Raw genomic sequence first — 25,522 nt, 5'->3', positions numbered from 1 at the left:
GTATAATCAAATGAACGACCTATTAGACCAAGCAACAAAAGGTAATCAGTCGAGTGAAGTAGAATGCCTCGGACTTACGTTCTCGAGTGATGACGCGCGACGGGATCATTTTTTGGCCCTACTGGCTGAGAAACTGCAAGATCCCACTTTTCGTGATCAAGAAGGCTTCCCGGTGGGGGCCGATGAGTCGATCCTCGCCATGTCAGATCCGCCCTACTACACCGCTTGCCCTAACCCATGGCTGACAGAGTATGTCGAGCACTATGGCAAGCCATACGATCCTGCCGTTGAATACGCACGCGAACCGATGGCGATCGACGTGTCGGTGGGTAAAACCGATGCGATCTATAAGGCGCATAGCTACCATACGAAGGTGCCCCACCTTGCCATCGTTCCGTCGATCCTACATTTCACCGAGCCGGGCGATGTTGTTCTCGACGGATTTTCCGGGTCTGGTATGACAGGCGTTGCCGCGCAGTGGTGCGGGACCGCCCCTTCTGCGTACCGCCACCAGCTTGAAATGGAATGGAAGAAGGCTGGGACAGCCGCCCCAAAATGGGGGGCGCGACGTGCAGTGCTGAACGATCTGTCGCCTGCTGCAACGTTTATTGGTGCCAATTACAACTTGCCATTCGACGTCGACGCTTTTGCAACGGCAGGTAAACAGCTGCTGCGCGATGTCGAGCGTGAAATCGGTTGGATGTACGGAACTTTGCATTCTGACGGTAAGACTAAAGGCCGCATTGAGTTCACAGTCTGGAGCCAGCTCTACAGTTGCCCTGAATGTGCTGGAGAAGTGAATTTTACTGACGAAGCTCTCGACCCAAAAACGAAGCGCGTTCGAGATAACTTTCCTTGCCCACATTGCGGCTCGGAGCTTACAAAGAAAGCCCTTGATAGACTGAGTATTTCGCAAATTGACCCCTCCACGGGGCAGCCAATTGATGTTCCCAAACGTGCTCCTTCGCTGGTCATCTATAAGGTAGGCAAAACAAGATATGAGAAGAAGCCTGACGCAGCCGACTTTGAGGTCTTAAGGCAGATATCGGAACTCAGTCTTCCCGCTGACATGCCAACTATTGAAATCCCGCCAATGCATATGACGCACGAACGAGCCCGCATGGACCTCGCCGGGGTCACACATCTTCACAATTTCTTTTTACCTCGAGCTGCACAAGCCGTTGGTCTACTCTGGAAGTTGGCCAAATCTCACCCAAACCTACAAACGCGACGGAACTTATTGTTCATGGTTGAACAGTCTATTTGGACAACTTCACTGCTGAACAGATATCGTCCGACAGGTTTTTCTCAGGTAAATCAATTTATGACTGGAGTGTACTACGTCGCCTCACAACACGCAGAACCCAGTCCGTGGTACGTACTAGAAGGCAAGCTAAAGCGCCTTGAAACCACATTTTCGAGATTTAGAACCCAAACGGGGTTTAGTGCCATAAATACTGGAACAGCAGCCAATTTACCTCTTCCAAAATCGAGTGTTGACTACATCTTCACAGACCCACCGTTTGGCGAGAACATTTACTACGCAGACCTAAATTTTTTAGTCGAGTCGTGGCACGGTGTAACAACCGACGCCGAACCAGAAGCCATCATTGATCGTTTCAAAAAGAAGGCGCTGCCAGAATACCAACATCTAATGCAGAGTTGCTTTGCAGAATACTATCGCGTGTTAAAGCCCGGCCGATGGATGACAGTCGTCTTCTCCAACAGCAAGGCGTCTGTATGGAACGCGATCCAAGTTGCGCTGCAACAAGCGGGTTTCGTCGTAGCCGAAGTGACTGCATTGGATAAGGTCCAAGGCAGCTATCGCCAGGTTACCTCAACAACGGCAGTCAAACAAGATCTGGTGATCTCCGCCTACAAGCCCAATGGTGGCCTTGAACAGCGCCTAGCTGAGCGTGGTGCAGCGCCAGACTCAGCATGGGATTTTGTACAGACCCATCTTCGACAGCTTTCCATCTCAAAGACAAAGAACGGCGTGCTGGAGTTTGTTGTCGAACGAGATCCCCGCAGGATTTACGATCACATGGTCGCATGGTTTGTACGCCACGATTTTCCAGTTCCACTTTCTACCGAAGAGTTCCTGGACGGTTTGCGAAGTCGTTTTCCCGAACGTGATGGAATGGTCTTCCTCTCAGAACAGGTTACTGAGTACGACCGCAAACGCGCTCAGTCGGCCCAAGCGCCCCAGATCGAGCTGTTTGTTTCTGACGAACGCTCTGCAATTGACTGGCTGACCGATTTCCTGCGCAAACGGCCTTCCACCTATCAAGAAGTGCACCCTGATTTTACAACTCAGGTCGGAGCTGGATGGAAAAAGCATGAAGAGAAGCCCGAGCTTTCAGCCCTGCTAGATGAAAACTTCCTGCGCTTCGACGGAAACGGCGAGGTGCCAAGCCAGATCCACAGCTACCTTTCGACCAACTTCAAGGACCTCCGTGGCCTTGAGAAGGAAGATCCGCGCCTGAAGGCGAAGGCCAAGGACCGTTGGTTCGTACCCGACCCTAACAAGGCAAAGGATCTTGAGCAAAAGCGCGAGCGCTCGCTGCTGAAGGAGTTTGAGGCTTACAAGACAGCGACAAAGCGTGAGCTAAAGGAATCCCGCCTTGAAGTGCTGCGCGCTGGCTTCAGGACGGCTTGGGGGGCGAAGGACTACAAAACGATTATTGGCATCGCCGAGAAGTTGCCTGACGCGACGCTGCAAGAGGATGAAAAGCTCCTGCTCTGGTATGATCAGGCGCTAACGCGCACAGAGGCTGATGCGTGACACAGGCCCCCCAAGACTATGGCATCGGCGCGTGGTGCTGGCATGAAAGACATGCCGCACCCTGCCGTGTCGTGGACCGGGAGGAAATGTGGGGCGAGACCTCATATCGGGTTTGGCTGCAGGGCAAAGACGCTGTCGTTCGTGCCCGGTCGGGTGAGCTAGGGCCGCTCGACGCAGTCCGACCTACCGTCGACCAAATCTTGCACACGGCTGCAGCGGCAAAGCTCTTGGATGCCCTAGAGGACAACCTGCTTCTGGCACCTATCCAATCGAGCGTCGTGCCACTGCCCCACCAGCTTTACGCTCTGAACCGCGCAATGAGCCGGGACCGGATCCGCTATCTGCTGGCGGATGAAGTTGGGCTTGGCAAGACCATCGAGGCCGGGCTGATCCTGCGCGAGCTCAAGCTTCGCGGCATGGCAAAGCGGATTCTTGTCGTGGCACCGAAAGGGTTGGTGCGGCAATGGCAGGCCGAAATGCGCCTTCACTTTGGTGAGAATTTCCAATTCATCGAGCCGTCCGAGTTTTCCGCATATCGGCAATTTCGCGATGACGAGGAAAATCTTTGGCGGCTGCACGATCAAGCGATTTGTTCGCTGGATTCCGTGAAGCCGCTTGAAGGTCGGCGCGGCTGGAGTGCGGAGCAGCTGAGCACCTATAACCGTGAACGCTTCGAAGACTTGATATCGGCATCCTGGGATCTCGTGATCATAGATGAAGCCCACCGAATGGGCGGGAGCACCGACCAGGTTGCGCGTTACAAACTTGGCGCAGCACTTGCCGAAGCTGCGCCATATCTCTTGCTTCTCTCCGCAACGCCACACCAGGGCAAAACCGACCAATTCCACCGCCTGATGCAGCTCCTCGACCGTGACTCCTTTCCGGATGAGAATAGCATATCCAGTGATCGTGTCCGCCCCTTCGTCGTCCGAACCGAAAAACGATTGGCAATTGATGCCGAAGGTAAACCTTTGTTCAAGCCCCGGGTGACACGTACACAAGCAGTTGCATGGCTGGATCGCCACAGCGCGCAGCAAGGCTTGTACGAAGCAGTCACTGAATACGTTCGTCACGGCTACAATCAGGCCATGGCATCCAAGCAAAGACACATCGGCTTTCTGATGATCCTGATGCAGCGGTTGGTGACATCTAGCACTGCGGCCATCCGTGCAACCTTGGAAAGGCGGCTTCTTGCTCTGGATGATGATCACCGTCAATTGCAGCTTTTTTCTACGGACGGTGTCGGAGATTGGCATGAGCTGACGGGTGATGATCAGATTGATGTCGCCGTGGCATTTGAAGCTTTGGGCGATGAGCGAAAAGACGTAGAGGCACTCCTATTTCTCGCGCAAGAAACCGAGGCACAGGGAACTGATGCCAAAGCCGAAGCGCTCTTGGAGCAGATCTACAAGATTCAGCAGGAAGAAAACGATCCTGAACTGAAGGTCTTGGTCTTCACCGAGTTCGTTCCAACACAGGCTATGCTCGCGGAGTTCCTTGAGAGCAGGGGCTTCTCGGTCACGACGCTCAATGGGAGTATGGATCTGGAAGCACGTGGCCGGGCTCAGCGGGCATTTTCAGGGGACGTACGTATTCTGGTCTCCACGGACGCTGGCGGCGAAGGGCTCAACCTCCAATTCTGCCACATCATCGTCAACTTCGACATGCCGTGGAACCCTATGCGGGTCGAGCAACGCATTGGCCGCGTGGATCGTATCGGTCAGCCTCATATTGTGCGGGCAATTAATTTCGTGCTCGAAGACACGGTCGAGCATCGCGTTCGGGAAGTACTCGAAGCCAAACTTGCGATAATCGCCGAAGAGTTTGGCGTGGATAAAGTTGCTGATGTGATGGATTCGGTCGAGTCGGAGCCTCTCTTCGATGAGCTTTTCGTTCAGGGGCTTCAAGATCCTGCTTCGATCGAAACCGAGTGCGATGCAGTCCTGAAGCAGCTTCGAACCACGCTGACGGAAAGCCGGAAGAGTAGCGATCTTTTAGCTGACGGGCACGATCTGGATGCGGATGACGCGCGAAAGTGGCGTGACCATCCTGCTCAGTTCTGGCTTGAGCGCGCAATTACGACTGGACTGCCAGCCCGTGGAGGAGAAGCTACAAGAGAAGGTGATGCCTGGCGGATACGTTGGGCCGATGGCAGCGAGACAGCCGCCGTATGCTTTGACGCGCGAACCGCAGCAGATCGACCTGAAATCGAATGGGTGACGCTTGAAGACCCTCGGGCACAGGCGTTGATTGCGGATCTGCCTCGATGCATCTCTGGTCAGCCTGTACCTGCCGTGCGCATAGTTGGACTTCCTGAGAGCGTCAGAGGTGTTTGGTCACTTTGGGAAATCAGCCTAGCCGCTGACGATTTCAGCCGTCGCCGCTTTCTATCCGTGTTCGTCAATGACGAGGGTCGTGCCTTCCAGCCCACTGCAAAGCGCATTTGGGACCTCCTTCTCACGGAACAAGTCGAACAGATCAAAACTGATGCAACACAAGACCCACACGACTGGTTTAGGCGGTCGAAATCCGCTGCCATCGCTCAAGGTGAGCGCGTGTTCTCTGATCTTGTTACAGAGCACAAGACAAGGATTGAGGAAGAGCGCGGACGCGCGCTCTACGCTTTCGAAGCTCGCCACCAAGCAATAGGAAGGGTTGGGCTTCAAACGGTTCGTGATTATCGTAGGAAACGTCTCCAGAGCGAGCATGAGGCGCGGATGGCGCAACTAGAGGCAGCGGCATCCTATTCGCCAGATCTGCATGCACTTCTCGTTTTGCGCGTTGGCGAGTTAGCGGATGGTGAGAAATGAGTGTTTGGACCGACCGCATCCTGCAGGAGTTCCCTGCCGATCTTTCACGCTTCTGGATCGCTCGTGATCCGGATGGACTCCTTTTGGATGAACGCATCTTGCACGGCCTTCGTGAACGCGGATTTGAAGTCCTGCCCTTCGAAGACTCTGTTTCGTTCAGGACTGAGTATGAGGAGCGCTACCGGGCGGCATGGGATACTGGCAGGGAAGGAACGGCAAAGGCGCTGGTCTTGCAACTGCGAGGCACAGACCTCAACTCACTCCCCTGGGACTACATCAGATCAGCCCGCACACTTAATCTGAGCCTGGCTGATCTTTTCCCCAAGCTGAGCTATGGTGTCGTCCGGCAAATCGACTCCGAACACCACGAGGCCTTGTTTCAAGCTTGCAAAAAGCATACGGCACAGCCTCTTGGGGAGGGGGCGACCAAAGATTTCATCCTTACCCATATTTTTAGGCTCAGCCCTTATTTACTGAGCAGGCCAGAGGATTTTTGGCGCGAAGTTCTGCGGCTCCACTATCGTGGTACAGGGCTACCCGAACTTCTCGCACAACATGTTGCAGCAGTCTTAAGGGATACGCCTCTAAATGCCTTGCCAATTGATGAACTACTTAAGTCCAAAGCCTTTATGGTTCGCACAGTTCAGGATGCGTGGTCCCGCTTCATTGTGCGGTATGGCGTCGAGACACCCAGTAGCGAGGGGAAGCCAGCTGAAAGCAATACGCCCATAGTACCATTCGATCACCCCGATGTGCGGGTCATCATTGATACCATGTTCCTCGAAGGCGCTCTTCAGCCCATAGAGGCACATATCCAACCTGACGATCTGCCCGATTGGATAAGGGTGGGGCTGATCGATGACCCACAGGCACTTACCCACTTGGTGTCAGAAGGCGCGAAACGGATCGCAACAGATCTGCCTTCGACCGGCGCTTCGCATCGAGACTGGGTGGAAGCGGCCCGTCGTCTGGCTGAGCTCTTATATCGCTTTAATGAGCTGAAAGCTGCGGATGCAGACGGCCTGCAACGGCAGATCGAAACGTTGCAGAAGGAAGCCGACGTACGCCTAAAGGATTGGGTATTTAAGCACTTTGCGGATTTGCCTTCTCTGCCAGTCGCTAAGGCACCCGTGATGGTACATCATGTGCCGCGCTATCTGGCCATGCGCCGAGACTCTGGGGAAGAGCGTATCGCCCTTTTAGTGTTTGACGGTCTAGCACTGGACCAGTGGGTTCAAATTCGGGAGGACTTGGCGGCTAGGTCCCCCGGGTTTTCCGCTGAGGAAGGTGCCTGTTTCGCTTGGTTACCAACGCTGACATCTATCTCTCGTCAGGCGCTTTTTTCTGGACTTAAGCCGCGAGAATTCCAGAAATCGATGGCCACGACTGCTCAAGAGCCTTCACTCTGGGCAAAGTTCTGGCAAGAGAACGGGCTTCGAAAGACCGAAGTCATCTTTCAGAAAGGGCTCAAGCGATCCGAACAACTGGAGGCGCTCGAGGAGGCTCTCTCGAAGCCAACGACAAAAGTGGCCGGTCTGGTAGTCGACATGATCGATGAAATCGTCCACGGAGCAATGCTCGGCAAACGCGGGATCACAGGCCAAATTCGCGAATGGTGCGATACCGGCTTCATCGAAAAGCTCTTTCTCATGCTCAGTAAGCACGGGTATCATATCTATCTGACTGCTGACCACGGCAACGTTGATGCTGAGGGCATTGGACGGCTCAGCCAGGGTGTTGTATCCGAATTGAAGGGTGAGCGAGTCAGAGCCTATCGAAGCGAAGACCTTGCCTCCTCTGTTCCGCCCGGGATTGATGCATTTCAGTTCGGCGGACCTGGGCTTCCAACCGACTTCCTGCCGCTATATGCAAGTGGACGAGGCGCGTTTGTGCCCAAAGGAAACAAGATTGTTGCTCACGGAGGGATGGCGTTAGAGGAACTGATTGTGCCGTTCGTGAAGATTAAAATGAAGAAAGAATGACATGAGATCCACAGCACCTCAGATCGGATTTGACCGCTTTATTCGACTCGACTGGGCGAGAAAAGCGATGGAAGTCAGAGCGGGTCTCGCCGAGACCGACGAACTTGAAGCCATGTTGGATGAAGCGCATTCAGGACTAGCTGCCAAAAAGAAAACAAAAACTGTACTGAACCGACTTTGGCTTGAACCGCGGAAAGAAGTTGAGCCGTTTGCGCAAGGAGCCGTTGAACTTTTTCAATCAGTGCCGTCCACGTCGCCAGCCGCTCTCACATGGGGGATGGCAATCGTGACCTATCCCTTCTTCGCAAAAGTGGCTGAAATCGTCGGGCGATTGACCTCACTTCAAGGCGACTGCACCACGGCTGAGGTGCATCGTCGGATGGCCGAAATCTACGGTGAACGTGAAGGAACGAGAAGAATGACGAACATGGTCATTCAATCTCAAATCGATTGGGGAACACTCGATCGCAGTGATAACCGCAAGACACTCACCCGAAAGAAAATCGTCGCTCTGGAAGGACCGGATCTGGTGCGCTGGATGACCAAGGCGGTACTTAAATCTGTTGGGCGTCCTGTCGGGCTCGGGACGTTGGAGGCGCAACCGGTGATTTATCCATTTGGACTTGGCGAGAACCTTGGTTTTGTCCTGTCTTCCGCACCAGACATCGACTTACGTGCGGATAGCACTGGAAACCAAATTGTTTCGCTGATCACAGAACAGTAGAAGCAGCGATGGTTGCGATAGCAATGTGACCTATGTCAGGCAAAAGTAGATCGAAGGCACTCCCCCCAAATTCAGAAAAGTATTAACCATGTTCCGCGTTGATTTGAACCAGAACCGTTTGTCCCGCCTGTCCCAGAACCGCCAGGTTCGGTCGCAAGAAGAAGTGATCTGAGCTATGCCCCGAAAATCCGCTCTTTCTATCGAAAAACTGGCCGAGCTGCCTGCTGCAAAGCTTGCCCAACTGGTGCTGGATGAAGCCGAGCGCAACGCTGGCTTTCGCCGTCAGGTCAAAGCGGCACTAGCCGCGAAATCCGGGCCTGAAGGGATTGCAAAGCTGATCGACCGACGGCTGTCGGGGCTGGAACGTGCCAAAAGCTTCATTGAATGGGACAAAGCCCGCGCCTTTCGTGATGACCTGCAAAGCCTGACAGACACAATAGAAGCGGAACTGGCACCGGCCGCTCCAGATATGGCGATAGACCGGTTCATTCGTTTCATTGCCACCCATGAACACGTGTTTGAACGGGTCGATGATTCATCGGGCCACGTTCAGGATGTCTATTACCTTGCTATCATCAGCGCCGGGAAATTGACTGCACAGCTGAGCGCGTCCGAAGCAACCTTGCTGCCTGACAAAATAATGGCGCGCCTTGGTGAAACAACCCATGGCTATCTGGCGGATCTTGCCAAAGCCGTCGCACCCCATTTGCCCCAGCCTACACTTGCGCAGTGGGACAAGGACCTGAACGCCACAATTAAAGAGCGCAAGGCTGAAGAGGCCAAGCTTTCGACAGATCGCTGGCATTATTCGATGACCTCGCAGTGGTCAGACATGCGGCAGACGATTGCAGAGGCGCGCGGGGACATTGACCTGCTGATTGCGCTGGAAAGCGCCAAGGAACTGCATTTGCAGGACGTGCAGGGTATTGCCGAACGTCTTCTGGGTGTCGGGCGTGCAACTGAGGCGCTGGACTGGGTGCGCAAGCCCGGATCACGCGCTAGGGGGCAGGATGATGAATTGTCGCCGAGGAAGATCCAACTCGAAGCGCGCATTCTGGAGGCATTGGATAACAAACCTGCTGCGCAAGCCCTGCGCTGGCAATGTTTTGAGAACCGGCTGTCGGCTGACATTCTGCGCGAATATCTGAAAATATTGCCGGATTTTGACGATATCGACGCCGAAACACAGGCCTTAAAACTTGGCCTGTCTCACCCAGTCCCGGAAACGGCACTGCGGTTTTATCTCGATTGGCCACGGCTTGACCTGGCTGCACAGGTCATCCTTCAAAATTACTCAAATTGGGATGGAAGCCATTGGCATAGTTTGCCAAAAACGGCAGGCACACTGGAGCATGAGCATCCTGCTGCTGCAACAATCCTCTATCGCGCATTACTTGACGATATCCTCAAGAGTGCACGATCCAAAGCCTATGGGCACGGCGCGAAGTATTTGGGAAAATTGACCCTATTGGCCCAAATCGCCGACCCCTTGTTGCCAAGAGATGTTATGGGCCATGAGGCATATCTGTCTGAACTCCGCAAAAAACATGGCCGCAAAACCGGATTTTGGGGACGAGTTGAGTAGATGGGTCATCTAGGAAATCGCCCGGAAGTCGGTTGGGTTGGTCATGACCTGAATATTGCGTTTGCCGTTGGCTCGAGACCAGAGTGCATGGAGATCTTGATCCCAAAAACATTGCAAGCCTGCCAGGGCGGGAAACCCGCCCCCGGCGCACTGCTCACTCGGTGACCGGATCATCGATGCGGCGCGGGAAGGCGACCATTTCGGCGTCTGGGAACATGCTATGTTTGACGTTGATCGACGTGATGTTGCCGCTGTCATCGGTGTTGACGAAGAGGACGCCGCAGCGGTCCCAAAAGTTCTTACCGTCTTTTTCGCCGGATTTGACGTTCAGTTTCAGAGTTTGAGTAGCCATTTTTTGATCCTCACTTTGAGTGTTTCGATGAACATGCCCAAAGCGGGCACCAAGGGGATGTCAGCGGGAAAATTGGTTCGCGAGGAATGCGCTAGCGCAGGGGGATTTTCCTGTTGAAGCGGTGCTCACATCGCGTCTTGCACGGCTGCCCACTTATGTTCAGCAATCAGAAACACGACTTTGAGGATCCAGCTATGGCTAAGTGACCTGACCTGATTTTGTTTGATCCGGAAAAGTCGCATCTTCGCATCAGACAAGCGCGATTAAATTCAAATCAACAGGTGCAATCTTGCCTTCAGCGCGCCGTCGATCGAGCCCAGCAACGCCTCTGGGAAACCCTCCGGAAGCTGGTTGAACGTGGCCTCAACGATCGCGTGCGAGGTCTCCTGTAGTTCTTCGAACAGGCCATGCACGACTGCGCGGGATAAGCCAGATTGAACTCCGGTCTCCACGATGTGGCGGCCCACGATATTCGCCACCTTGTAGTGGTTCGAGTTGCCGAAATTCATAGCGAGCTTGAAATATTTTCGCTCTATCTGCCTCGCGTCGACTGTCGGCTGCACCGTCAAAACGTCGTAAAGCGGCGTCATGTGAAAACGCCCTCCGGGCAAAAGACTGACGCTGAAATTCTTGCCATGCCCGTCCGTCGCGCCAAGCAGCCAGAACAGGACGTTGGCTTTGAAAAAATCGTACCGGTCTTTGTTGGGATCGTCGCTACCCAACAAGAGTTCCATGATGTCCGAGATACCTGGGCCGCCTTCGTTCTGGTACTTTTGCGTGGGCACAACAGATAGCGCTTGGCAGCAATCTTCCTGCGGCAGACGGATCAAGCGACCATCTGACGTCCAGCGCCGATCAAAACGCTCAACAACCAAGGCTTTCTTGTCGCCAAATTTCGCCATCTCGACATTCGCAGCCCGAAGCCCAAACGCCTCCATTAGCTTGAGGCACAAGTATTCATTTTCAACGCTGTCGGACAGGTCCATCCCGTTGGGCAGCCTGCCGATTTGCGGCTTGATGATGTGGGTGGTTGGCGTTGTGCCGGTTGGCTCAATCCACTGGCCGTCTTTGCGAAGAAGGGCCGTTTTTTCCTGTGCGCCAGCGACAGAAATTCGGAAGTCATTCTCGCGGCGAATACCAAGAGGCGCGAGATCGAGGTCGCTCAAGATTGCTCCGATCTGATCCTCGTCAACAGGTTCCCCAGTCAACTCAGACATCGGTTGTGGCTCTTGCCCATCGGGTAGAAACTGAAGCGCTCCAACACAGTCGCGTCCAATTTGTGACAGCAAGCTGAAGGCATCTACGCCCTCGGCTCCAACACGTTCCGCGACCCTTCGGCGGATGAGGTCACTGTCGGGCAACAGGTTGTCAAAGACGGCCATCACAGGTGCGCCGCTGTAGCGGGTCTCTTGCAATGGCAACGACAACGACACCGGCATCCGGTGTTCCCAGTCGAGCCAAGCTGGTGAATAGCTGAAACTGACGCCGCCAGACGGCTCACGGACCAACTGGCCCACGAGCCGCGAGTTCAGAAATACGTTCAGAGGTGTGTAGCTGCGCTTGCGGCCCATGTCAGAATATGTCCTCAAGCCCGTCTGATGCGCCCTTGCTGCGCTCGGTCACCGTGATCTCTAGGTCCAGGGCCGCGATCAAATCAAATAGCGTTTCTAGCTTGGTGCCACCGCTGCCGTTCTCGATCTTGGAGATCGTCTCCTGCCAGACCCCGCTCATCGAGGCGAGCTCCTTCTGGGTCATGTTCTTGGCCTTCCGAGCCTCGCGAATAGCGTGGCCCAAATTTTTTGACGTGCGAACGAGGTGCTTCATGACTGTTCTCCCGTCAATCAATATGACCTTTAGATCATAACGTGTCAATATGATCCACAAGTCATAGCTTAGATATATGATCCGAAGACCATATCTGATAACTTCAACATGAGCCGTATCTCAGAAAACAATAGAGTTTCTGACATAACGACAACCCTATCTCGAATTGAGCCACAACTCTCATGCCTGCAGCCCCGCCGCACGCACCTTCTCAGGCGTCACTAGCTTTACAGAGATCAAATCCTCAATCTGCCGGTTGGTGATATGGCGGCACATAGGATGACGCTCATGGATCCAGCTAGCGAGCCGGGTACGGCCGTTGACTTCGGCCTCTCGAGCATTCTCGCGATCCGCCTGTATCTGGGTAAGCCCCTTCTCCCATCGACGCATCTTGAACCAGTTGTCCGAGAAACAGACCTTGCTGCGCGTGTAGCCCTCGCTTTCCTTGGCATAGGCTTTGACCGCCTGAAGCAGGTCATCGGGCTCAACGCCTGCCTTCAAGGCCGCTGCGACCAGACGCAGACTGGTCCGTCGATCTCGGATCCTGTCCTCAGGATAGGCCGCCAGGATCTTCTCAGATTCAAGATCTTCAACCTCCTCCGCCGCCTCGCGCCTGCGCGTAGGTGGTTTATGGATGGTTTTAGGATGGTTTGGGGTCCGCCGTGAACCCCGTACCCCGTTCACCGTGGACCCCGTACCGGGTTCAGGCTGGACGGGGTTCACAGTGACCCCCGTCAAAATATCGGGTTCCGCAGTGGTTTCCATCGAAGCCACGCGTTCGAGAACAATGCGGTAAATGACCGTGTAACCGTTCTTGCAGTGCCGCCGCCCTGTCTCGATCAAAATGCCTTCCCGCAGGAAGTCGATGATGGTGCGTTTGACGGTGCTTTCGCTAAGCTCTGTGTGGCGCTGGATCGTTCCTTTGGAGCACCATATGCCCGAGCCGTCATCGCTCGCCTTGTCGGCCAGGAACATGATGATCTGCTTGCGCGCGGCGCTGCCAAAGCGACGCTCTGCGCATTCATTTGCGATACGCCAACTCATCGGGCCACCTCACCATCTACAGAGGCGACGAAAGCCAATCGAACAATTGCGATGCGGCCTGAAATCGTGCTATGAATCTCTGAAAGCTGACAGGCTTTTTCTAACAGGCCCCGGTTCACAGTTGCCGCTGTGACGGGGTCTTTTTTGTTTTGAAATAGCGAAATCAGATTTGAAACTTTCGCCTTCTGTTCCCTGCTTGTCAGAGCGTATTTTGAACCCCTAAGTCCTTGTTTTCGGTTAACTTCCTTCCGGATTGCAAATCCGCGTACACCGGTTCGATTCCGGTACTCGCCTCCAGTGTTTTCAATGACTTCGATTCAAGGTGCCGCCAGTTCAATAAGATTGAAAGCCGTCACTTTGCGTGACCACCCTAGCGAGCATGCTGCTAAAACAGTGATTTATCTAATTTCTGAGTTGCCGCTGCGGCCAACCTCTTTCCTTCACTGCGCTCGGGTGCGAAACTGTCGAGATGTCCAAGAAAACATTGAACCAAGCGAATCTCAGCGCGCTCGGGGCAAATCGCCTTGCAGATCTGTTGTTAGAAGTAAGCGGCGGTAGCGCAGATATAAAACGGCGGTTGCGACTGGAGTTGAGCCACGTGCTTGGTCCGGCAGAACTTGGCCGTGACGTGCGCAAGAGGCTGGTCTCGCTGCGGCGCTCCACCAGCTTTGTTGGATGGCGTAAGCGCAAGGCTCTCATCAAGGATTTGCAGACCCAAGTCGATATGATCACGGACAAAATCGGACCAACGGATCCAACACTGGCATTCGATCTGCTTTGGCAGTTTTGTGAACTCGCACCGTCTATCTATGAACGCACGGATGATAGCCGCGGCGATATCGGCGACGTGTTTCGTGCCGCCATATTAGCCTTTGACGACATTGCAGAGAATGCCGTGCTTGATCCAGCGACCCTTGCCAATCGCGTTTGGGAAGCAGTTTCTGAAAACAGTTATGGCGAGTTTGATGGAATAATTGGGCATGTTGCCCCTGCACTGGGCGAAACGGGATTTAGCCACCTCAAATCATTGGTTGCGGCCTATGCTGACGCACCAATTGATCAGCTCGATAATGAGCATGAAGCAATCCATTTTATCCGCGAATTACGGAGCAATAACAGCAGTTACCTCGCCGATCAAAAGGCGATGCGGGTTAAGACCGTCCTGCAAGACATTGCCATCGCAGAAGGTGACATCAACGCATATGTCGCGCAGTATTCTCAGCATGATCTGACCCGCCCTGACATCGCAGCCGAAGTCGCTCAGCTCTTGCTTGCCGAGGGTAAATCACAAGAGGCGCTCGGATTGCTTGAGGCCGCTGATTTTGATGGGATCGTCTATCGGCAAGAAGCATGGGACGACGCGTTTATCGCCTGCCTGATGGCGCTTGATCGATTGAATGACGCCCAAACTCATCGCTGGGGACGGTTTTGCAAGACACTGAAAAGCAGCTATCTGCGCTCCTACATAAAAGCCCTACCTGACTTTGAGGACATAGAGGCCGAGGATAACGCCCGCGCCCACGCGCTCCAATTCACCGATGCAACGTCGGCTTTGTGGTTTTTCCTGGAATGGCCAGACCATGCGAGTGCAGCCGCACTGATACTGGAACGCGTTAACGAATTGGACGGCAACCACTACGAGATACTCACACCCGCAGCTGAAGCCCTGCGCGAACGTTATCCGCTGGCCTCGGTTCTTCTTTGGCGTGCCATGATCAATTATACGCTACGTGAAGGTCTCGCGGCGCGCTATGTCCACGCGGCAGAACATCTGCTAGATTGCGGGTTGCTTGATGCACAGATTGCAGATTACGGGCACTACCAAACACATCAGAGCTATTTCCATGCGTTGGAAATCCGTCATGATAGAAAATCTTCATTCTGGAGCAAAATCTCGTCTGCCCGCTAGAGCCGAGGCTTCTCGATCAAGTGACAGATACCCTTGCCAAGGCCACGTTGTCCAAGGAGGGCATCGAGTTGCAACAGACACGGCGAGCCTACGATAATCCTACTAGGACATATGCAACTGCTGGCGCCATCAAGCTAAGGAAGAAAATCCCACAAATCCTGCCTGACCTTGATTTGGGGTGGTGCGCTGCTACTTCCCTCCCATGACTAAAACATCACAATTAGGCCCTGAACACATCAGTGACATCGTGCAGATGGCGCTGTCCGATCACGTCAGCTTTGCAACAATTCAGGCTGAATACGGGATCGGCGAAAAGGACGTGAAAGCATTGATGCGCAACACCCTAAAACGCGGGAGCTACCAAACTTGGCGCAAACGTGTGCGCGATTTTGGGGACCGCAGGGAAACCTATAAATAACCTCCCGCATGGATAGAAAACCGCATCATAATAAATCAGTCATGATCCCTTCAGGGCGGATTGCACGTTTGGGTCATATTGGCTCTATGGCAAGCAATGTGGCCGGAAACATGATGCTGGGAAGCCTGATGCAGCTCGGTCGCGGCCAGCGTCCCGTTATGAAAGATCTATTGCTGACGCCACGAAACATCGAACGCGTGACAGAACAACTTTCGAAAATGCGCGGCGCGGCGATGAAGATTGGCCAACTCGTCTCAATGGATACTGGTGACATTTTACCGCCAGAGCTTGCACAAATCATGTCTCGATTACGCGATGCCGCCTACGCAATGCCGCCCAAACAGCTAAAGCAGGTTTTGAATGAACATCTGCCAGATGGCTGGGCGAGGCTTTTTCGTACATTCGACGTAAATCCGATTGCAGCGGCATCAATTGGGCAGGTCCACCGCGTACACCTGAAAGACGGACGCGATTTGGCGTTAAAAATCCAGTACCCCGGGGTGGCAAATAGCATCGGGAGTGACGTCGCAAACGTCGGTGTCTTGATCAAGATGTCGGGCCTGCTCCCCGACGGGTTTGAACTGGCCCCCTACCTTGAAGCCGCACGCCAACAACTTCACGATGAAACCGATTATATCCAAGAGGCACGCCAGCTAATCCGGTTTGGACAGCTGTTAAAGGATGAACCCCAGTTTGCCGTTCCCGCCGTTCATACCGATTGGTCCAATTCAAAAATACTCGCAATGGATTATATGGCCGGGGGTGCGATCGAGGATGTCGCAGCGGAACCCCAAGCCATTCGCAACCAGGTGATGACTGATCTTATCAGTCTTGCCTTGTCCGAATTATTCGAGTTTGGCGTGATGCAGACCGATCCGAATTTCGCAAACTATTTATATGCCCCCCAAACCCGCAAAATTGTCCTGCTCGATTTTGGGGCAGTGCTCAAAATTGATCCGAGGACCGCAGATAAATACCGCCGGTTGATTTGCGCTGGGCTTCAAGGCGATACCGATGACCTGATGATCGCAGCTCAAGACATGGGGGTGATAGATGCCACCACAGGCGGCGCACATCGCGCACGCATTGTTCAAATGATCCACCAAGTCTTTGATATGATCCGCGATGGGGGTGCGATTGATTTCACCGATCAAACGCTTTCAAAACAACTGCAAGCCGAAGGTCTCGCACTATATAAAGACGGGTTTCTTCCACCAGTATTGCCCGTTGAAATCTTGCTGATACAGCGCAAGTTTGCAGGGTTATTCTTGCTCGGCGCTCGACTTGGTGCCGAGGTAGATGTCGCAGATATTTTACGTGCTCATAGCGGTATTATACGATGACCCAAGATGTTAAAATCGCCTGTTTCAAGAGGGATTTACACATTAACGACCGTTGCCCTAACTGTCCGCATCGCGGCATGAAGGGCCACTCGTCACGCTCTACATTGGGACACCTCACGACTGGTGACTTCGGGTAGCAGCTTTTTACGGCGCGGCGACATAGGCACTACATCAGCAACAGCCTAACCGTTCTCAACACCGCGCTGACAGGTTTGGGCCAGCCGCTGGTTAGCGAATTAGGTCAGGCCTGTGATTTACCTAAGCAGCTCTGTCAAACGCCAACAAAAAAGGCGACCGAAGGGCCGCCTTTTCAACTCTGCACAGAGAATAGCTTAGAAGCGATGCTCTACGTTGAGCACAACGCTCGAGCGCGTGCGATCGCCCACCCGGTCCATGATGACCTTGACGTTTGCAGAGCTAAAGCTGTCCTTGGACGTGCTCGTAAAACCAAGCTCAGCGCCGCCACCGCAGTGCTGGACCACCGCACTTGTTATTGTGCGCTCACAAATCAGGCGCGGCGCAAACGAGATATACGAATTGCTCTCGCTTACACTGTCACCGTCAAGACCAAACACCACTTCGGGGCGCAGCGCCAGATTTGCGATGGCAACGGTGCCCGCATCAAGCCTTAGCGTGTCGTCTGTCAGACCATAGGCCGTGCCCTTAAAATCGACATCACCAAGCCAGGTTTTGCCATAGCTGAAGGCAAGTTCGGGGCGAAACTCGGAGCGGCCAAGCGCATAAACGCCGCTGAATGCGCCGCCAATTGTTGCGGTGCGCGTCAAGTAATCGCTTTCAAGCGCAAGCACATTATCGGCCATTTCAAGGTTGTTCTTGCCAACACCGAACGACACGAAACCGTCGGCAAAAACGTTCGCGCCAAGCGCGTGGACGGCGTAGCCACCAGCGGTCAGACCGAACCGGGATTGAGTGCCGGTAAAGCTGCCGTTGATGTTGCTATGCGCAATATCACCGCCAACAAAGCGGCCCAGCAATGTATTCGCAGACACCATACGCTCCCATGCGACACGCGCGGTCAAGGTCGCGGTGCTAGAACCCGTATCACTATCGCGTTGCACGCTGAAATTACCAAAGAACAGGCGGCAATATGTGCCTTCAAGGTTGCCAACCTGCTGGAAAAATTCGCCCTGCGTGCTGATTGCTCCACCACTCGCCTGTGCGGAGCCATCCACATCAAAGGGAACAACATTGCAGCTAGCCAAACCTGATCCGCAGGTGCCCGGGGTTTGTCCACACACAGCACTCGGCTGGGCCTGATCAGCAAACCGAAGCCGCGCATTGCGCACAAGGTTTTGGTTGGCACTGACAGTGCTTCGCAGGCCACGGATGGCATCATCAACAAGCACAGCTTTGATATCAGCTTTGCGTTCGTCAAAAGCCGACGCAGGAGAGCCCGCTTGCACATCAAGCACATTCGACAACAGGTTCCCATTCCCAACCGCATCTGCTGCTTTGTCGGCAGCGACGGATATGGACACCGTTTTGCCCACCTCTGGGGTAATGAGCATCGTGTAGCTGGCGCCAGAGCCTGCAAAGACGCCTTTGGTTCCATTGACGACGACGATGTCCTCAGGCGCAAATCCTGTCACGGTTTCTGAGAACTCGAAACTGACCGTGAAGTCGCCGGTGACAGCATTTTTTGGGCCACTAAGCACGACCGTCGGCGCGGTTGTGTCCAGCGCCGCAGGGTCCAGGGTTCCACTTCCGATAATGAATTCCACCCAAGTGCCAGTGGTCGTGCGGTAGCCAAAGCCCATGAAGTCCTGATCAGCGAAAGACACCGCATCCGCACCTTTTTGCACCAATGAAAATGCAGAATAATCAGCAAAGCACACGTTCATTTGTGCTTCCGTAATCGGTGACCCAAAGTTCACAGACCCATTTTGCCACGAACTCCCCCCCGAATATGGCACATTACTATTTTCAAAAAGCCTAACCTCCGCTTGAGGTGCGATAAATCCCGTTACGTCCACAGTTTTAATAACCGAACACGGTGCACCACTTATGTTCTGGGATGTCTGCACCACGTCTGAACTATCAAGGGCTAGTCCAGCGGACCCGACTGCGCAGGTCGGCCTTCACGCCCTTATGCGCCAGAGCTCCTGCTCTCTCGGTCATTCTCATAAGGTGCCCGAGATCAGCGCGCTTACCCCGATTTCGGGTAAACAGGTTCAGTTCCGCAAAGCGCATTTAGCGCCTTAAACGAAAGATGTCCGGAGCTTCCGCGGCGCTTGGCCCTGCCCCGCCCCTCGGCCTGTACCTCGCTTGTTGCGTTTCCAGACGCGGTGCGTTTAACACAGAATTGCCCCTACCGCGTGAGTGCCACGGTCGGCGGGGACACCAATGCAGCCTGCGTGAAATAAGTTTCATTATAGGAATATTTATTGCACTTTATGAAATAATGTGCCTTGAATACCTTTGCTTATGTGCGCGCAAACCGACACCTCCGGAGACCAGAACTTGACGAGCAACCCACATCACCACAAGGCTATTGATGGCCGCAAAACGGCCGCAAGAATACTTCTTGAATGCCGCGATTACACCACTGCGCAACCGCGCCTTGGCCGCTTGCTTTCAATCTGCATCGGAGATGTGCCGGAAACGGCCGTCTACGTGCGCAATCAGGCGCGCGGCGCTGAGCGCGCGGGCATCCCCTTCGAGCAAGCAACCTGGGATCAAAACATCACCCAGGACGAGGCAAAACAGAAAATCCACGCAATGAACGATGATCCTGATATCCTTGGCGTCATCCTGCAACGTCCTGTGCCGGATCACATCAACATCCGCTCGCTGCAATCTGCGGTGCATCCGCTCAAGGACGTGGAGGGGATGAACCCGGCCTCCATCGGCAATATCGTCTATTCTGATGTGGCTCTGGCACCCTGCACGGCCGCCGCGAGTGTCGAGTTGATCAAGGAAACAGGTCTATCGCTTGAAGGGCTCGAAATTGTGATGATCGGCCATTCGGAAATCGTCGGCAAACCGGCGGCGATGATGCTCATGGCCGAGGGGGCCACAGTGACCGTGTGCCATCATCTCACCCGCTCGGTCGCCATGCACTCGCGGCGCGCTGATGTGGTCGTGGTGGCCGTGGGCATCGCCCATTTCCTTGGCCCCGACATGATCAAACCAGGCGCTGCGGTCATTGATATCGGCATCAATCAAATCACTGATGCGGATGGTACGCACAAGATTGTCGGCGATGTGGATACTGACGCCGTGCGCGACATTGCAGGCTGGATCACGCCTGTACCCGGCGGCGTCGGTCCGGTCACTGTTGCGATTCTGATGCGCAATGCGATCGTTGCGCACAAGCGGCAGATTGCAGCAGGATGGATGGCCTGAACCGAGCGCCGCAGATGGGCACAGGCTCTAGCGGCGCGCCCTCTAACCTCGCAGTGATGCGCGCCAGCATTGCCCAAATCGACATTTTCGTCGGCAAAGGGTTTTGCGGCCATGAAGTCTCTACGATCGCGCGCACGCTGGACTGTGCGAATGATGTGCTGGGGATCCGCGCCTTTCGCTGGCGCTATATTTCCGAAACGCCCGGGCTTTTGAATGGCGCGCACGGCATGATCGTGCGCGCAGAACCAGCGGTGAAAGATCACCACCTTGCAGATGTGCTATTTGTCGTCGGTGGGCGCAGCGGGCGCGATGCGCAATGGTTGGCCCGCATGCGCCAGATGACACGGCTGGCGCGGCCTTGCGTTTTGCTCTCGGACGCCGCAACCAGCTATATCAAGCGCACCAAATCGCCCAGCGGCAATGTGACGACCCATTGGCGCGACGCCGCCGCGCTGGCCGAAGCGCAAACGCATCCGCGCCTGACCAACCGCCTTGCGGAGCGCTCGGGCAATGTGATCACCGCCGCAGGCGGCGGCGCGACGGCCGAGCTTGTCATCGAGCTAATCGGCCCACAGCTAAAACCTGCGGACCTTGCGGAACTGGGCAACCGGCTGTTGCTGCCGGTCATGCGCAAGGCTTACGCAGATCAACCCAAAGACATCACATCCCTGCCCGCCCTGTCCGACACACGTCTGAAAGCCGCAGTCACGGCGATGGAAGAATCGCTGGATGCGCCATTCAACATCAACGAGCTTTCGCGCAAGATCGGCGTTTCGACCCGCCATCTGGAGCGTTTGTTCAAAAACGTTTTCGAACTGACGCCTGCGCGCTTTTACAAACAACTGCGCACCAAACGCGCGCGTGCCTTGATCGAGGAAACCCAAATGCCAATGATCGAGGTTGCGATTGCCACGGGCTTTGGCTCGGGCAGCTCGCTCAATGAGGCAATCAAGCAGGAATACGGTCTCACCGCTTCCCAAATGCGCAAACGCTGATCACAGCGCAAGATAGCCGATCCCGCAAAATGCGGCGGCGCAGCCCAGCCATTGCAGCGCGCTCATCCGCTCTTTCAGAAAGGCCCAGGCCAGCACGATCGTAAGCAGGCCAAAGGTCGAACTGGCCACAGCCGCATATTGCGCATCCGCCAAATGCCCCGCCGTCATCACACACAAAAGCGCAATTCCATCTGCAAGCCCCATGAGCGCGAGGATCGGCAGGGCTTGGACACCTGGCCAAAAGGGCAGCCTAAACGCCAACATTCCCGCGCACAGCAGGCCAATGGCGACCAGACGTGTCACCAAAGTCACAGGCATCTCGCCCGCAGCCGCGCTCGCCATTTGGCCCAGCGCGAAGGTGCCCGCAAAGCCCAAGGCCGCTATGCTCGCATAAAGGATCGTACGCCCCTTTGGCACCGCCTCGAGCGTGTTGTCACCTGCGCTGTCATCAGCCAGCGCCGCAACAGTGGACACGCCGATGATGATCAACGCAACCGCGCCCCACTGCACAAGCGATATCTGCGCCCCGCCAAGAGCAGCCCAGCCTACCGACAGAATTGGAAAGCTGGCAATAATCGGCGCGACCAGCCGCACGGGTCCACGCTGGAAAGCGCCATATAGGCCAAGGCTGGCAACCAGAAAGAACACACCGGACAAAGCAGACACGCCCACAACAGGCGCCGGCAGCGCAGCAAAACTGCCCTGCGCGAGCATGAGCGTCAGATGAAACGCCGTCCCCACGAACAAGACCGTCATCAACGACGCCATCAGCGGCACTTTTTGACTGACAAAGCGCACGCAAATATCGTGAAACCCCCACATCAAGGCCGCGATCAATCCCAGCGTCAGCGCGCTCATGAGGGCGCACCGCCCGAAAAACGTTTGACGCGCAGGCCGCTGCCGGCAGTGATCCGTGAATTACTCAATCAAAGGCTCCGATTTCATTTGCCGACTCTGCAGCTTTACGATTATTCTTTTAATTAAACAATTATTCCACAGATGCAAATTGGTGGTTGATTTGAAAGATCACCAAGGGAGATGATGATGCTTGATGACTATCCTCAGGTAAGACCGGGACCGCCAAGACCCAGCACAATTATTCAGCCCAATATCTTTTCGTTGCCGCCCGGCAGCGAACGCTATGTGGTCGAGGGCGCGGGTGCAATCTTGGTTCCTATCCACGCGGGCGACAGGATTGCGATCACCAATGACGAAGGTGGCCAGCCCTGCGAGATTGTCGCCGTCAATAAATTGGGCCGCCTCTCGCCAGAGATTTTAGGCCAAAGCAGCAGCGCCTCGGCGGATGGCCTCAAAGCGCTGCTCACCAGCTCTGATCAGTCCTTGCGCGGTCTGCGCATGGGGATTGAGGCGCGCGGTATCGACCTCGCTCAAACTGGGGCGATTACCTTGTTTGGCGCTGCTACGCCTGCGGGCACGCAAGAAAGCTTCACCGCCAATGCCGAGGGCACAGTGATCATCGCCGCCCCCGGCGGCCCAATGGATTTCGAGGCGCAGAACACCGCCACACCACTCACGGTGATGGTGACGCGCTCCAAGCTGAACCAGCATGTGCGCTTCGAGTTGCCAACGCCGCTGGCCAACCCATTGGCAGACATTCGCGTGCACACGCAAACCGCAGAAGCCTATTTCGTCAAAGCAGGAGATTACATCCAGATCATTGACGTGGATGGCCGTCAGTGCACGGATTTTGAATGTTTCTCTGCGCGCAAACTCGACAAGGGGATCGAGCACGCGCTGGACGTGACAACCACGCGCACGCTGATGGGGCACGCCTACCCGATGCCGGGGCTGCACGCAAAATACTACGATCAGGAAATGGTACCGCTGGTCGAGGTCGTGCAGGATACCTGCGGGCGACATGATGCCTTCGCGCTAGCCTGCTCTGCGAAATACTACGATGACATCGGCTATCCGGGGCATGTGAATTGCTCGGATAATTTCAACGCGGCGCTGAGCCAGTACAATATTGCCGCGCGCAAAGGCTGGATGGCGATCAACTTCTTCTTCAACACCTCGCTGGACGATCACGGCGTAATGTATGCGGATGAACCCTGGTCACGCCCCGGCGATTACGTTCTATTGCGCGCGCTGACGGATATCGTCTGCGTCAGCTCTGCCTGCCCCGACGATACCAGCGCCGCGAACGGCTGGAACCCCACAGATATCCATGTGCGCACATACTCTGGCAAAGAGACGTTTCAACGCTCGCTCGCGTATCGCCCAACCCCAGATGCGGAATACAAGATGACCAAACAGACCGGCTTTCACGACAGCTTTGCCAAGCACACACGCAATTTTGTTGAATACAACGGATACTGGCTAGCCAATTGCTTTGCAGCTGCTGGCCCGATCGAGGAATATCATGCGTGCCGCCAGAAATGCGTCATCATGGACCTCTCGCCTCTGCGCAAATTCGAGATCACCGGCCCCGATGCCGAGGCCCTGTGCCAATACGTGTTCACCCGCAATATGAAGACGTTGGCGATTGGCGGCGTGGTCTATACGGCCATGTGTTACGCGCACGGCGGGATGATCGACGATGGCACTGTGTTCCGACTTGGACGCGATAATTTCCGCTGGATCGGCGGGAATGATTACGGCGGGGAATGGCTGCGCGAGCAGGCGGAGAAACTGGGCCTCAAGGCCATGGTGCGCTCCTCTTCCGACCAATTGCACAACGTGGCAGTGCAAGGTCCCGAGAGCCGCGATCTGCTGAAGAAACTGGTCTGGACTGCGCCGCACAATCCCGAATTCGAGCAACTCGAGTGGTTCCGCTTCACTCCCGCGCGCCTGCATGATGAAAGCGGCACGCCTTTCATCGTTTCGCGCACGGGCTACACGGGCGAGCTTGGTTATGAGGTGATGTGCCACCCCAAGGATTGCGCCGAGATTTGGCAAGCGATCTGGGACGCAGGCCAAGCGCATGGCATCAAACCCATGGGCCTTGAGGCACTGGATATGGTGCGCATCGAGGCAGGGTTGATCTTTGCCGATTACGATTTTTCCGATCAGACCGACCCGTTCGAGGCGGGTATCGGCTTTACCGTTCCGCTCAAATCCAAGACCGATGATTTCATCGGCCGCGATGCGCTAATCCGGCGCAAGGAAACCCCTGCGCGCAAACTGGTCGGGCTGGAAATCGACAGCAACGTCGATGTATCGCACGGCGATTGCATCCATGTGGGGCGCGCACAGATTGGCGAAGTCACATCTTCGATGCGCTCGCCGCTGCTGGGCAAAAACATCGCCCTTGCGCGCGTGGACGTGGCGCATTCCGCGCCCGGCACGCAGCTGGAGATCGGCAAGCTCGATGGTCATCAAAAGCGTCTGCCTGCGGTGATCACTGAGGCCACCGCCGCCTATGATCCCAAGAAGACCCGCCCGCGTTCATGAAACATGTCCTCGCAGCTTGCGCCCTGCTCCTCCTTGCAAACATGGCCAGCGCGCAGGCTACGAAATCCAGCGAACGCTGCACCGCCCTTGCATCGCGTCTCAGCGACTTGGCGGGCCTTCAATCCTATCTCGAAGAGGTGACGTTGAAACCTGCAACCTGCGGCACCGCCCTGCAAAGCGGCGCAGCGCGCGCCGCCCATTGCTACATCGGCTTTGAGCATCGCGCGGATCATGCCGCCGATACCATGGCCCGATTAAGCGCGCAGCTTCGCGTATGTTTCGCGGCGTCCAAGTCAGAGGGCACCGACCCGGCCGTCAACCATCCCGACAGCTTTGATCAAAGGCAGTTCTGCACGCCATACGCTGCGCTCAGCCTGTCCTTGAAAGACAAGGCGGGCCCTGGCAAAAGCTTGATTTTCCTGCGCTCCGCTCAATCAAAAAATCAAACGCCCTCCTCCGCTTGCCAATCATGAGCATGCTCGACGATATCGGCGGCGAAAGCCGTCTGCGCGATCTGGTCGAGCATTTCTACGACCTCGTCGAAACCCTGCCCGAGGGATCGAACCTGCGCCGTCTGCATGCGCGCGGCCACGGGCTTGCACATGCGCGCGTCGAGCAATTCAATTTCCTCTGTGGCTTTATGGGCGGGCGGCACCACTACAAGGAAAAACATGGTCATATGGACGTCAAACTCATGCACGCGCATGTGCCTATCAGGCAGATCGACGCCGACACCTGGGTCGCGCTGATGCACCAAGCCCTCGCCGATAAGGGCCACACTGGCCCGAACGCGGATCGCTTGCACAGGGCATTCCGCCACGTCGCCGATCTTTTGGTCAACAACGTTGCAGATTGGGAAGACACAGCCACACGCCGCCCTTGACTTCATCTTGCCCGATAAACTCCGGGGGGGAGTCGATCTTTGATCGACGGGGGGCCGGCCCCCCTTCATACCTCATTGTCGATCTGTG

General features: G+C 55.2%; 19 protein-coding genes. 13 read left to right on the top strand and 6 right to left on the bottom strand.

What is annotated here, in order from left to right; all coding sequences use genetic code 11:
• Positions 1–10: 10 nt before the first annotated feature.
• The 5 genes from B9P63_RS08315 (at position 11) to B9P63_RS08295 (ending at position 9,886) form a co-directional block, all read left to right on the top strand.
• Positions 11–2,785, top strand: a complete 2,775-nt coding sequence (locus B9P63_RS08315) for a DNA methyltransferase (protein WP_085308088.1) — start codon at positions 11–13, stop codon at positions 2,783–2,785.
• The gene (locus B9P63_RS08310; protein ID WP_085308087.1) at positions 2,782–5,595 is read left to right on the top strand and encodes a DEAD/DEAH box helicase; all 2,814 of its coding nucleotides are present in this window, start codon (positions 2,782–2,784) and stop codon (positions 5,593–5,595) included. Before B9P63_RS08315 ends, B9P63_RS08310 begins: the two co-directional genes overlap by 4 nt.
• Positions 5,592–7,577 (top strand): BREX-3 system phosphatase PglZ, encoded by a 1,986-nt coding sequence (gene pglZ, locus B9P63_RS08305; protein WP_085308086.1) that lies wholly within the window; start codon positions 5,592–5,594, stop codon positions 7,575–7,577. The genes B9P63_RS08310 and pglZ overlap by 4 nt, the downstream gene beginning before the upstream one ends.
• A gap of 1 nt (position 7,578) precedes the next feature.
• On the top strand, positions 7,579–8,301 hold the full coding sequence (locus B9P63_RS08300) for a hypothetical protein (protein WP_085308085.1): 723 nt from the start codon (positions 7,579–7,581) through the stop codon (positions 8,299–8,301).
• A 175-nt stretch (positions 8,302–8,476) separates the two neighbouring features.
• Positions 8,477–9,886 (top strand): DUF6880 family protein, encoded by a 1,410-nt coding sequence (locus tag B9P63_RS08295; RefSeq protein WP_085308084.1) that lies wholly within the window; start codon positions 8,477–8,479, stop codon positions 9,884–9,886.
• A 154-nt stretch (positions 9,887–10,040) separates the two neighbouring features.
• Here B9P63_RS08295 and B9P63_RS08290 read toward each other — a convergent pair whose 3' ends face one another.
• The 4 genes from B9P63_RS08290 to B9P63_RS08275 form a co-directional block, all read right to left on the bottom strand.
• On the bottom strand, positions 10,041–10,238 hold the full coding sequence (locus tag B9P63_RS08290) for a hypothetical protein (protein WP_085308083.1): 198 nt from the start codon (positions 10,236–10,238) through the stop codon (positions 10,041–10,043).
• Positions 10,239–10,507: 269 nt separating this feature from the next.
• Positions 10,508–11,809, bottom strand: a complete 1,302-nt coding sequence (locus B9P63_RS08285) for a type II toxin-antitoxin system HipA family toxin (RefSeq protein ID WP_085308082.1) — start codon at positions 11,807–11,809, stop codon at positions 10,508–10,510.
• A gap of 1 nt (position 11,810) precedes the next feature.
• Positions 11,811–12,062, bottom strand: a complete 252-nt coding sequence (locus tag B9P63_RS08280) for a helix-turn-helix domain-containing protein (protein ID WP_085308081.1) — start codon at positions 12,060–12,062, stop codon at positions 11,811–11,813.
• A 180-nt stretch (positions 12,063–12,242) separates the two neighbouring features.
• Positions 12,243–13,106 carry a hypothetical protein gene (locus B9P63_RS08275; RefSeq protein ID WP_085308080.1) on the bottom strand — a complete coding sequence of 288 codons (864 nt, stop codon included), beginning with the start codon at positions 13,104–13,106 and terminating at the stop codon, positions 12,243–12,245.
• Between the two features lie 469 nt (positions 13,107–13,575).
• Here B9P63_RS08275 and B9P63_RS08270 point away from each other — a divergent pair, with 469 nt between their 5' ends.
• The 3 genes from B9P63_RS08270 (at position 13,576) to B9P63_RS08260 (ending at position 16,776) form a co-directional block, all read left to right on the top strand.
• Positions 13,576–15,015 (top strand): DUF6880 family protein, encoded by a 1,440-nt coding sequence (locus tag B9P63_RS08270; protein WP_085308079.1) that lies wholly within the window; start codon positions 13,576–13,578, stop codon positions 15,013–15,015.
• Between the two features lie 202 nt (positions 15,016–15,217).
• Positions 15,218–15,433, top strand: coding sequence for a DUF2805 domain-containing protein (locus tag B9P63_RS08265; RefSeq protein WP_085308078.1), 216 nt, complete (start codon positions 15,218–15,220; stop codon positions 15,431–15,433).
• 8 nt (positions 15,434–15,441) lie between these two features.
• Positions 15,442–16,776: an ABC1 kinase family protein gene (locus B9P63_RS08260; RefSeq protein ID WP_085308077.1), complete on the top strand. Its 1,335-nt coding sequence runs from the start codon at positions 15,442–15,444 to the stop codon at positions 16,774–16,776.
• Positions 16,777–17,108: 332 nt separating this feature from the next.
• Here the strand turns inward: B9P63_RS08260 and B9P63_RS08255 are convergent, their stop codons facing one another.
• On the bottom strand, positions 17,109–18,638 hold the full coding sequence (locus B9P63_RS08255) for an Ig-like domain-containing protein (protein ID WP_085308076.1): 1,530 nt from the start codon (positions 18,636–18,638) through the stop codon (positions 17,109–17,111).
• Between the two features lie 583 nt (positions 18,639–19,221).
• Between B9P63_RS08255 and B9P63_RS08250 the strand changes: the two genes are divergently transcribed.
• Together B9P63_RS08250 and B9P63_RS08245 are read left to right on the top strand one after the other, a co-directional pair.
• Positions 19,222–20,142: a bifunctional 5,10-methylenetetrahydrofolate dehydrogenase/5,10-methenyltetrahydrofolate cyclohydrolase gene (locus B9P63_RS08250; protein ID WP_085308075.1), complete on the top strand. Its 921-nt coding sequence runs from the start codon at positions 19,222–19,224 to the stop codon at positions 20,140–20,142.
• Positions 20,130–21,137 (top strand): GlxA family transcriptional regulator, encoded by a 1,008-nt coding sequence (locus B9P63_RS08245; protein ID WP_245830588.1) that lies wholly within the window; start codon positions 20,130–20,132, stop codon positions 21,135–21,137. Before B9P63_RS08250 ends, B9P63_RS08245 begins: the two co-directional genes overlap by 13 nt.
• Here B9P63_RS08245 and B9P63_RS08240 read toward each other — a convergent pair whose 3' ends face one another.
• Positions 21,138–21,995: a DMT family transporter gene (locus B9P63_RS08240; protein WP_085308074.1), complete on the bottom strand. Its 858-nt coding sequence runs from the start codon at positions 21,993–21,995 to the stop codon at positions 21,138–21,140.
• 186 nt (positions 21,996–22,181) lie between these two features.
• On the opposite strand from B9P63_RS08240, the gene B9P63_RS08235 reads away from it, so the two are divergent.
• The 3 genes from B9P63_RS08235 to B9P63_RS08225 are packed head-to-tail and all read left to right on the top strand — an operon-like array spanning position 22,182 to position 25,434.
• Positions 22,182–24,551 carry a trimethylamine N-oxide demethylase gene (locus B9P63_RS08235; protein ID WP_085308324.1) on the top strand — a complete coding sequence of 790 codons (2,370 nt, stop codon included), beginning with the start codon at positions 22,182–22,184 and terminating at the stop codon, positions 24,549–24,551.
• Positions 24,548–25,024: a hypothetical protein gene (locus B9P63_RS08230; protein ID WP_085308073.1), complete on the top strand. Its 477-nt coding sequence runs from the start codon at positions 24,548–24,550 to the stop codon at positions 25,022–25,024. Before B9P63_RS08235 ends, B9P63_RS08230 begins: the two co-directional genes overlap by 4 nt.
• Entirely contained in the window at positions 25,021–25,434 is a 414-nt protein-coding gene (locus B9P63_RS08225) for a group II truncated hemoglobin (RefSeq protein WP_085308072.1), read from the top strand. The genes B9P63_RS08230 and B9P63_RS08225 overlap by 4 nt, the downstream gene beginning before the upstream one ends.
• The last annotated feature ends 88 nt before the right edge of the window (positions 25,435–25,522 follow it).

The organism is Planktotalea arctica (genome assembly GCF_002105285.1).
GTDB classification, from domain to species: Bacteria; Pseudomonadota; Alphaproteobacteria; order Rhodobacterales; family Rhodobacteraceae; genus Planktotalea; species Planktotalea arctica.
The sequence above is the reverse complement of the archived record's forward strand: the minus strand, read 5'-3'. Positions and strand labels throughout refer to the sequence as shown.

Coding starts and splice junctions, on each gene's coding strand:
- B9P63_RS08280 (WP_085308081.1), bottom strand. CDS start 12,062: ATGAAGCACCTCGTTCGCACGTCAAAAAATTTGGGCCACGCTATTCGC.
- pglZ (WP_085308086.1), top strand. CDS start 5,592: ATGAGTGTTTGGACCGACCGCATCCTGCAGGAGTTCCCTGCCGATCTT.
- B9P63_RS08295 (WP_085308084.1), top strand. CDS start 8,477: ATGCCCCGAAAATCCGCTCTTTCTATCGAAAAACTGGCCGAGCTGCCT.
- B9P63_RS08270 (WP_085308079.1), top strand. CDS start 13,576: ATGTCCAAGAAAACATTGAACCAAGCGAATCTCAGCGCGCTCGGGGCA.
- B9P63_RS08250 (WP_085308075.1), top strand. CDS start 19,222: ATGTGCGCGCAAACCGACACCTCCGGAGACCAGAACTTGACGAGCAAC.
- B9P63_RS08265 (WP_085308078.1), top strand. CDS start 15,218: ATGACTAAAACATCACAATTAGGCCCTGAACACATCAGTGACATCGTG.
- B9P63_RS08245 (WP_245830588.1), top strand. CDS start 20,130: ATGGATGGCCTGAACCGAGCGCCGCAGATGGGCACAGGCTCTAGCGGC.
- B9P63_RS08230 (WP_085308073.1), top strand. CDS start 24,548: ATGAAACATGTCCTCGCAGCTTGCGCCCTGCTCCTCCTTGCAAACATG.
- B9P63_RS08240 (WP_085308074.1), bottom strand. CDS start 21,995: ATGAGCGCGCTGACGCTGGGATTGATCGCGGCCTTGATGTGGGGGTTT.
- B9P63_RS08315 (WP_085308088.1), top strand. CDS start 11: ATGAACGACCTATTAGACCAAGCAACAAAAGGTAATCAGTCGAGTGAA.
- B9P63_RS08255 (WP_085308076.1), bottom strand. CDS start 18,638: ATGAACGTGTGCTTTGCTGATTATTCTGCATTTTCATTGGTGCAAAAA.
- B9P63_RS08260 (WP_085308077.1), top strand. CDS start 15,442: ATGGATAGAAAACCGCATCATAATAAATCAGTCATGATCCCTTCAGGG.
- B9P63_RS08225 (WP_085308072.1), top strand. CDS start 25,021: ATGAGCATGCTCGACGATATCGGCGGCGAAAGCCGTCTGCGCGATCTG.
- B9P63_RS08275 (WP_085308080.1), bottom strand. CDS start 13,106: ATGAGTTGGCGTATCGCAAATGAATGCGCAGAGCGTCGCTTTGGCAGC.
- B9P63_RS08290 (WP_085308083.1), bottom strand. CDS start 10,238: ATGGCTACTCAAACTCTGAAACTGAACGTCAAATCCGGCGAAAAAGAC.
- B9P63_RS08300 (WP_085308085.1), top strand. CDS start 7,579: ATGAGATCCACAGCACCTCAGATCGGATTTGACCGCTTTATTCGACTC.
- B9P63_RS08235 (WP_085308324.1), top strand. CDS start 22,182: ATGCTTGATGACTATCCTCAGGTAAGACCGGGACCGCCAAGACCCAGC.
- B9P63_RS08285 (WP_085308082.1), bottom strand. CDS start 11,809: ATGGGCCGCAAGCGCAGCTACACACCTCTGAACGTATTTCTGAACTCG.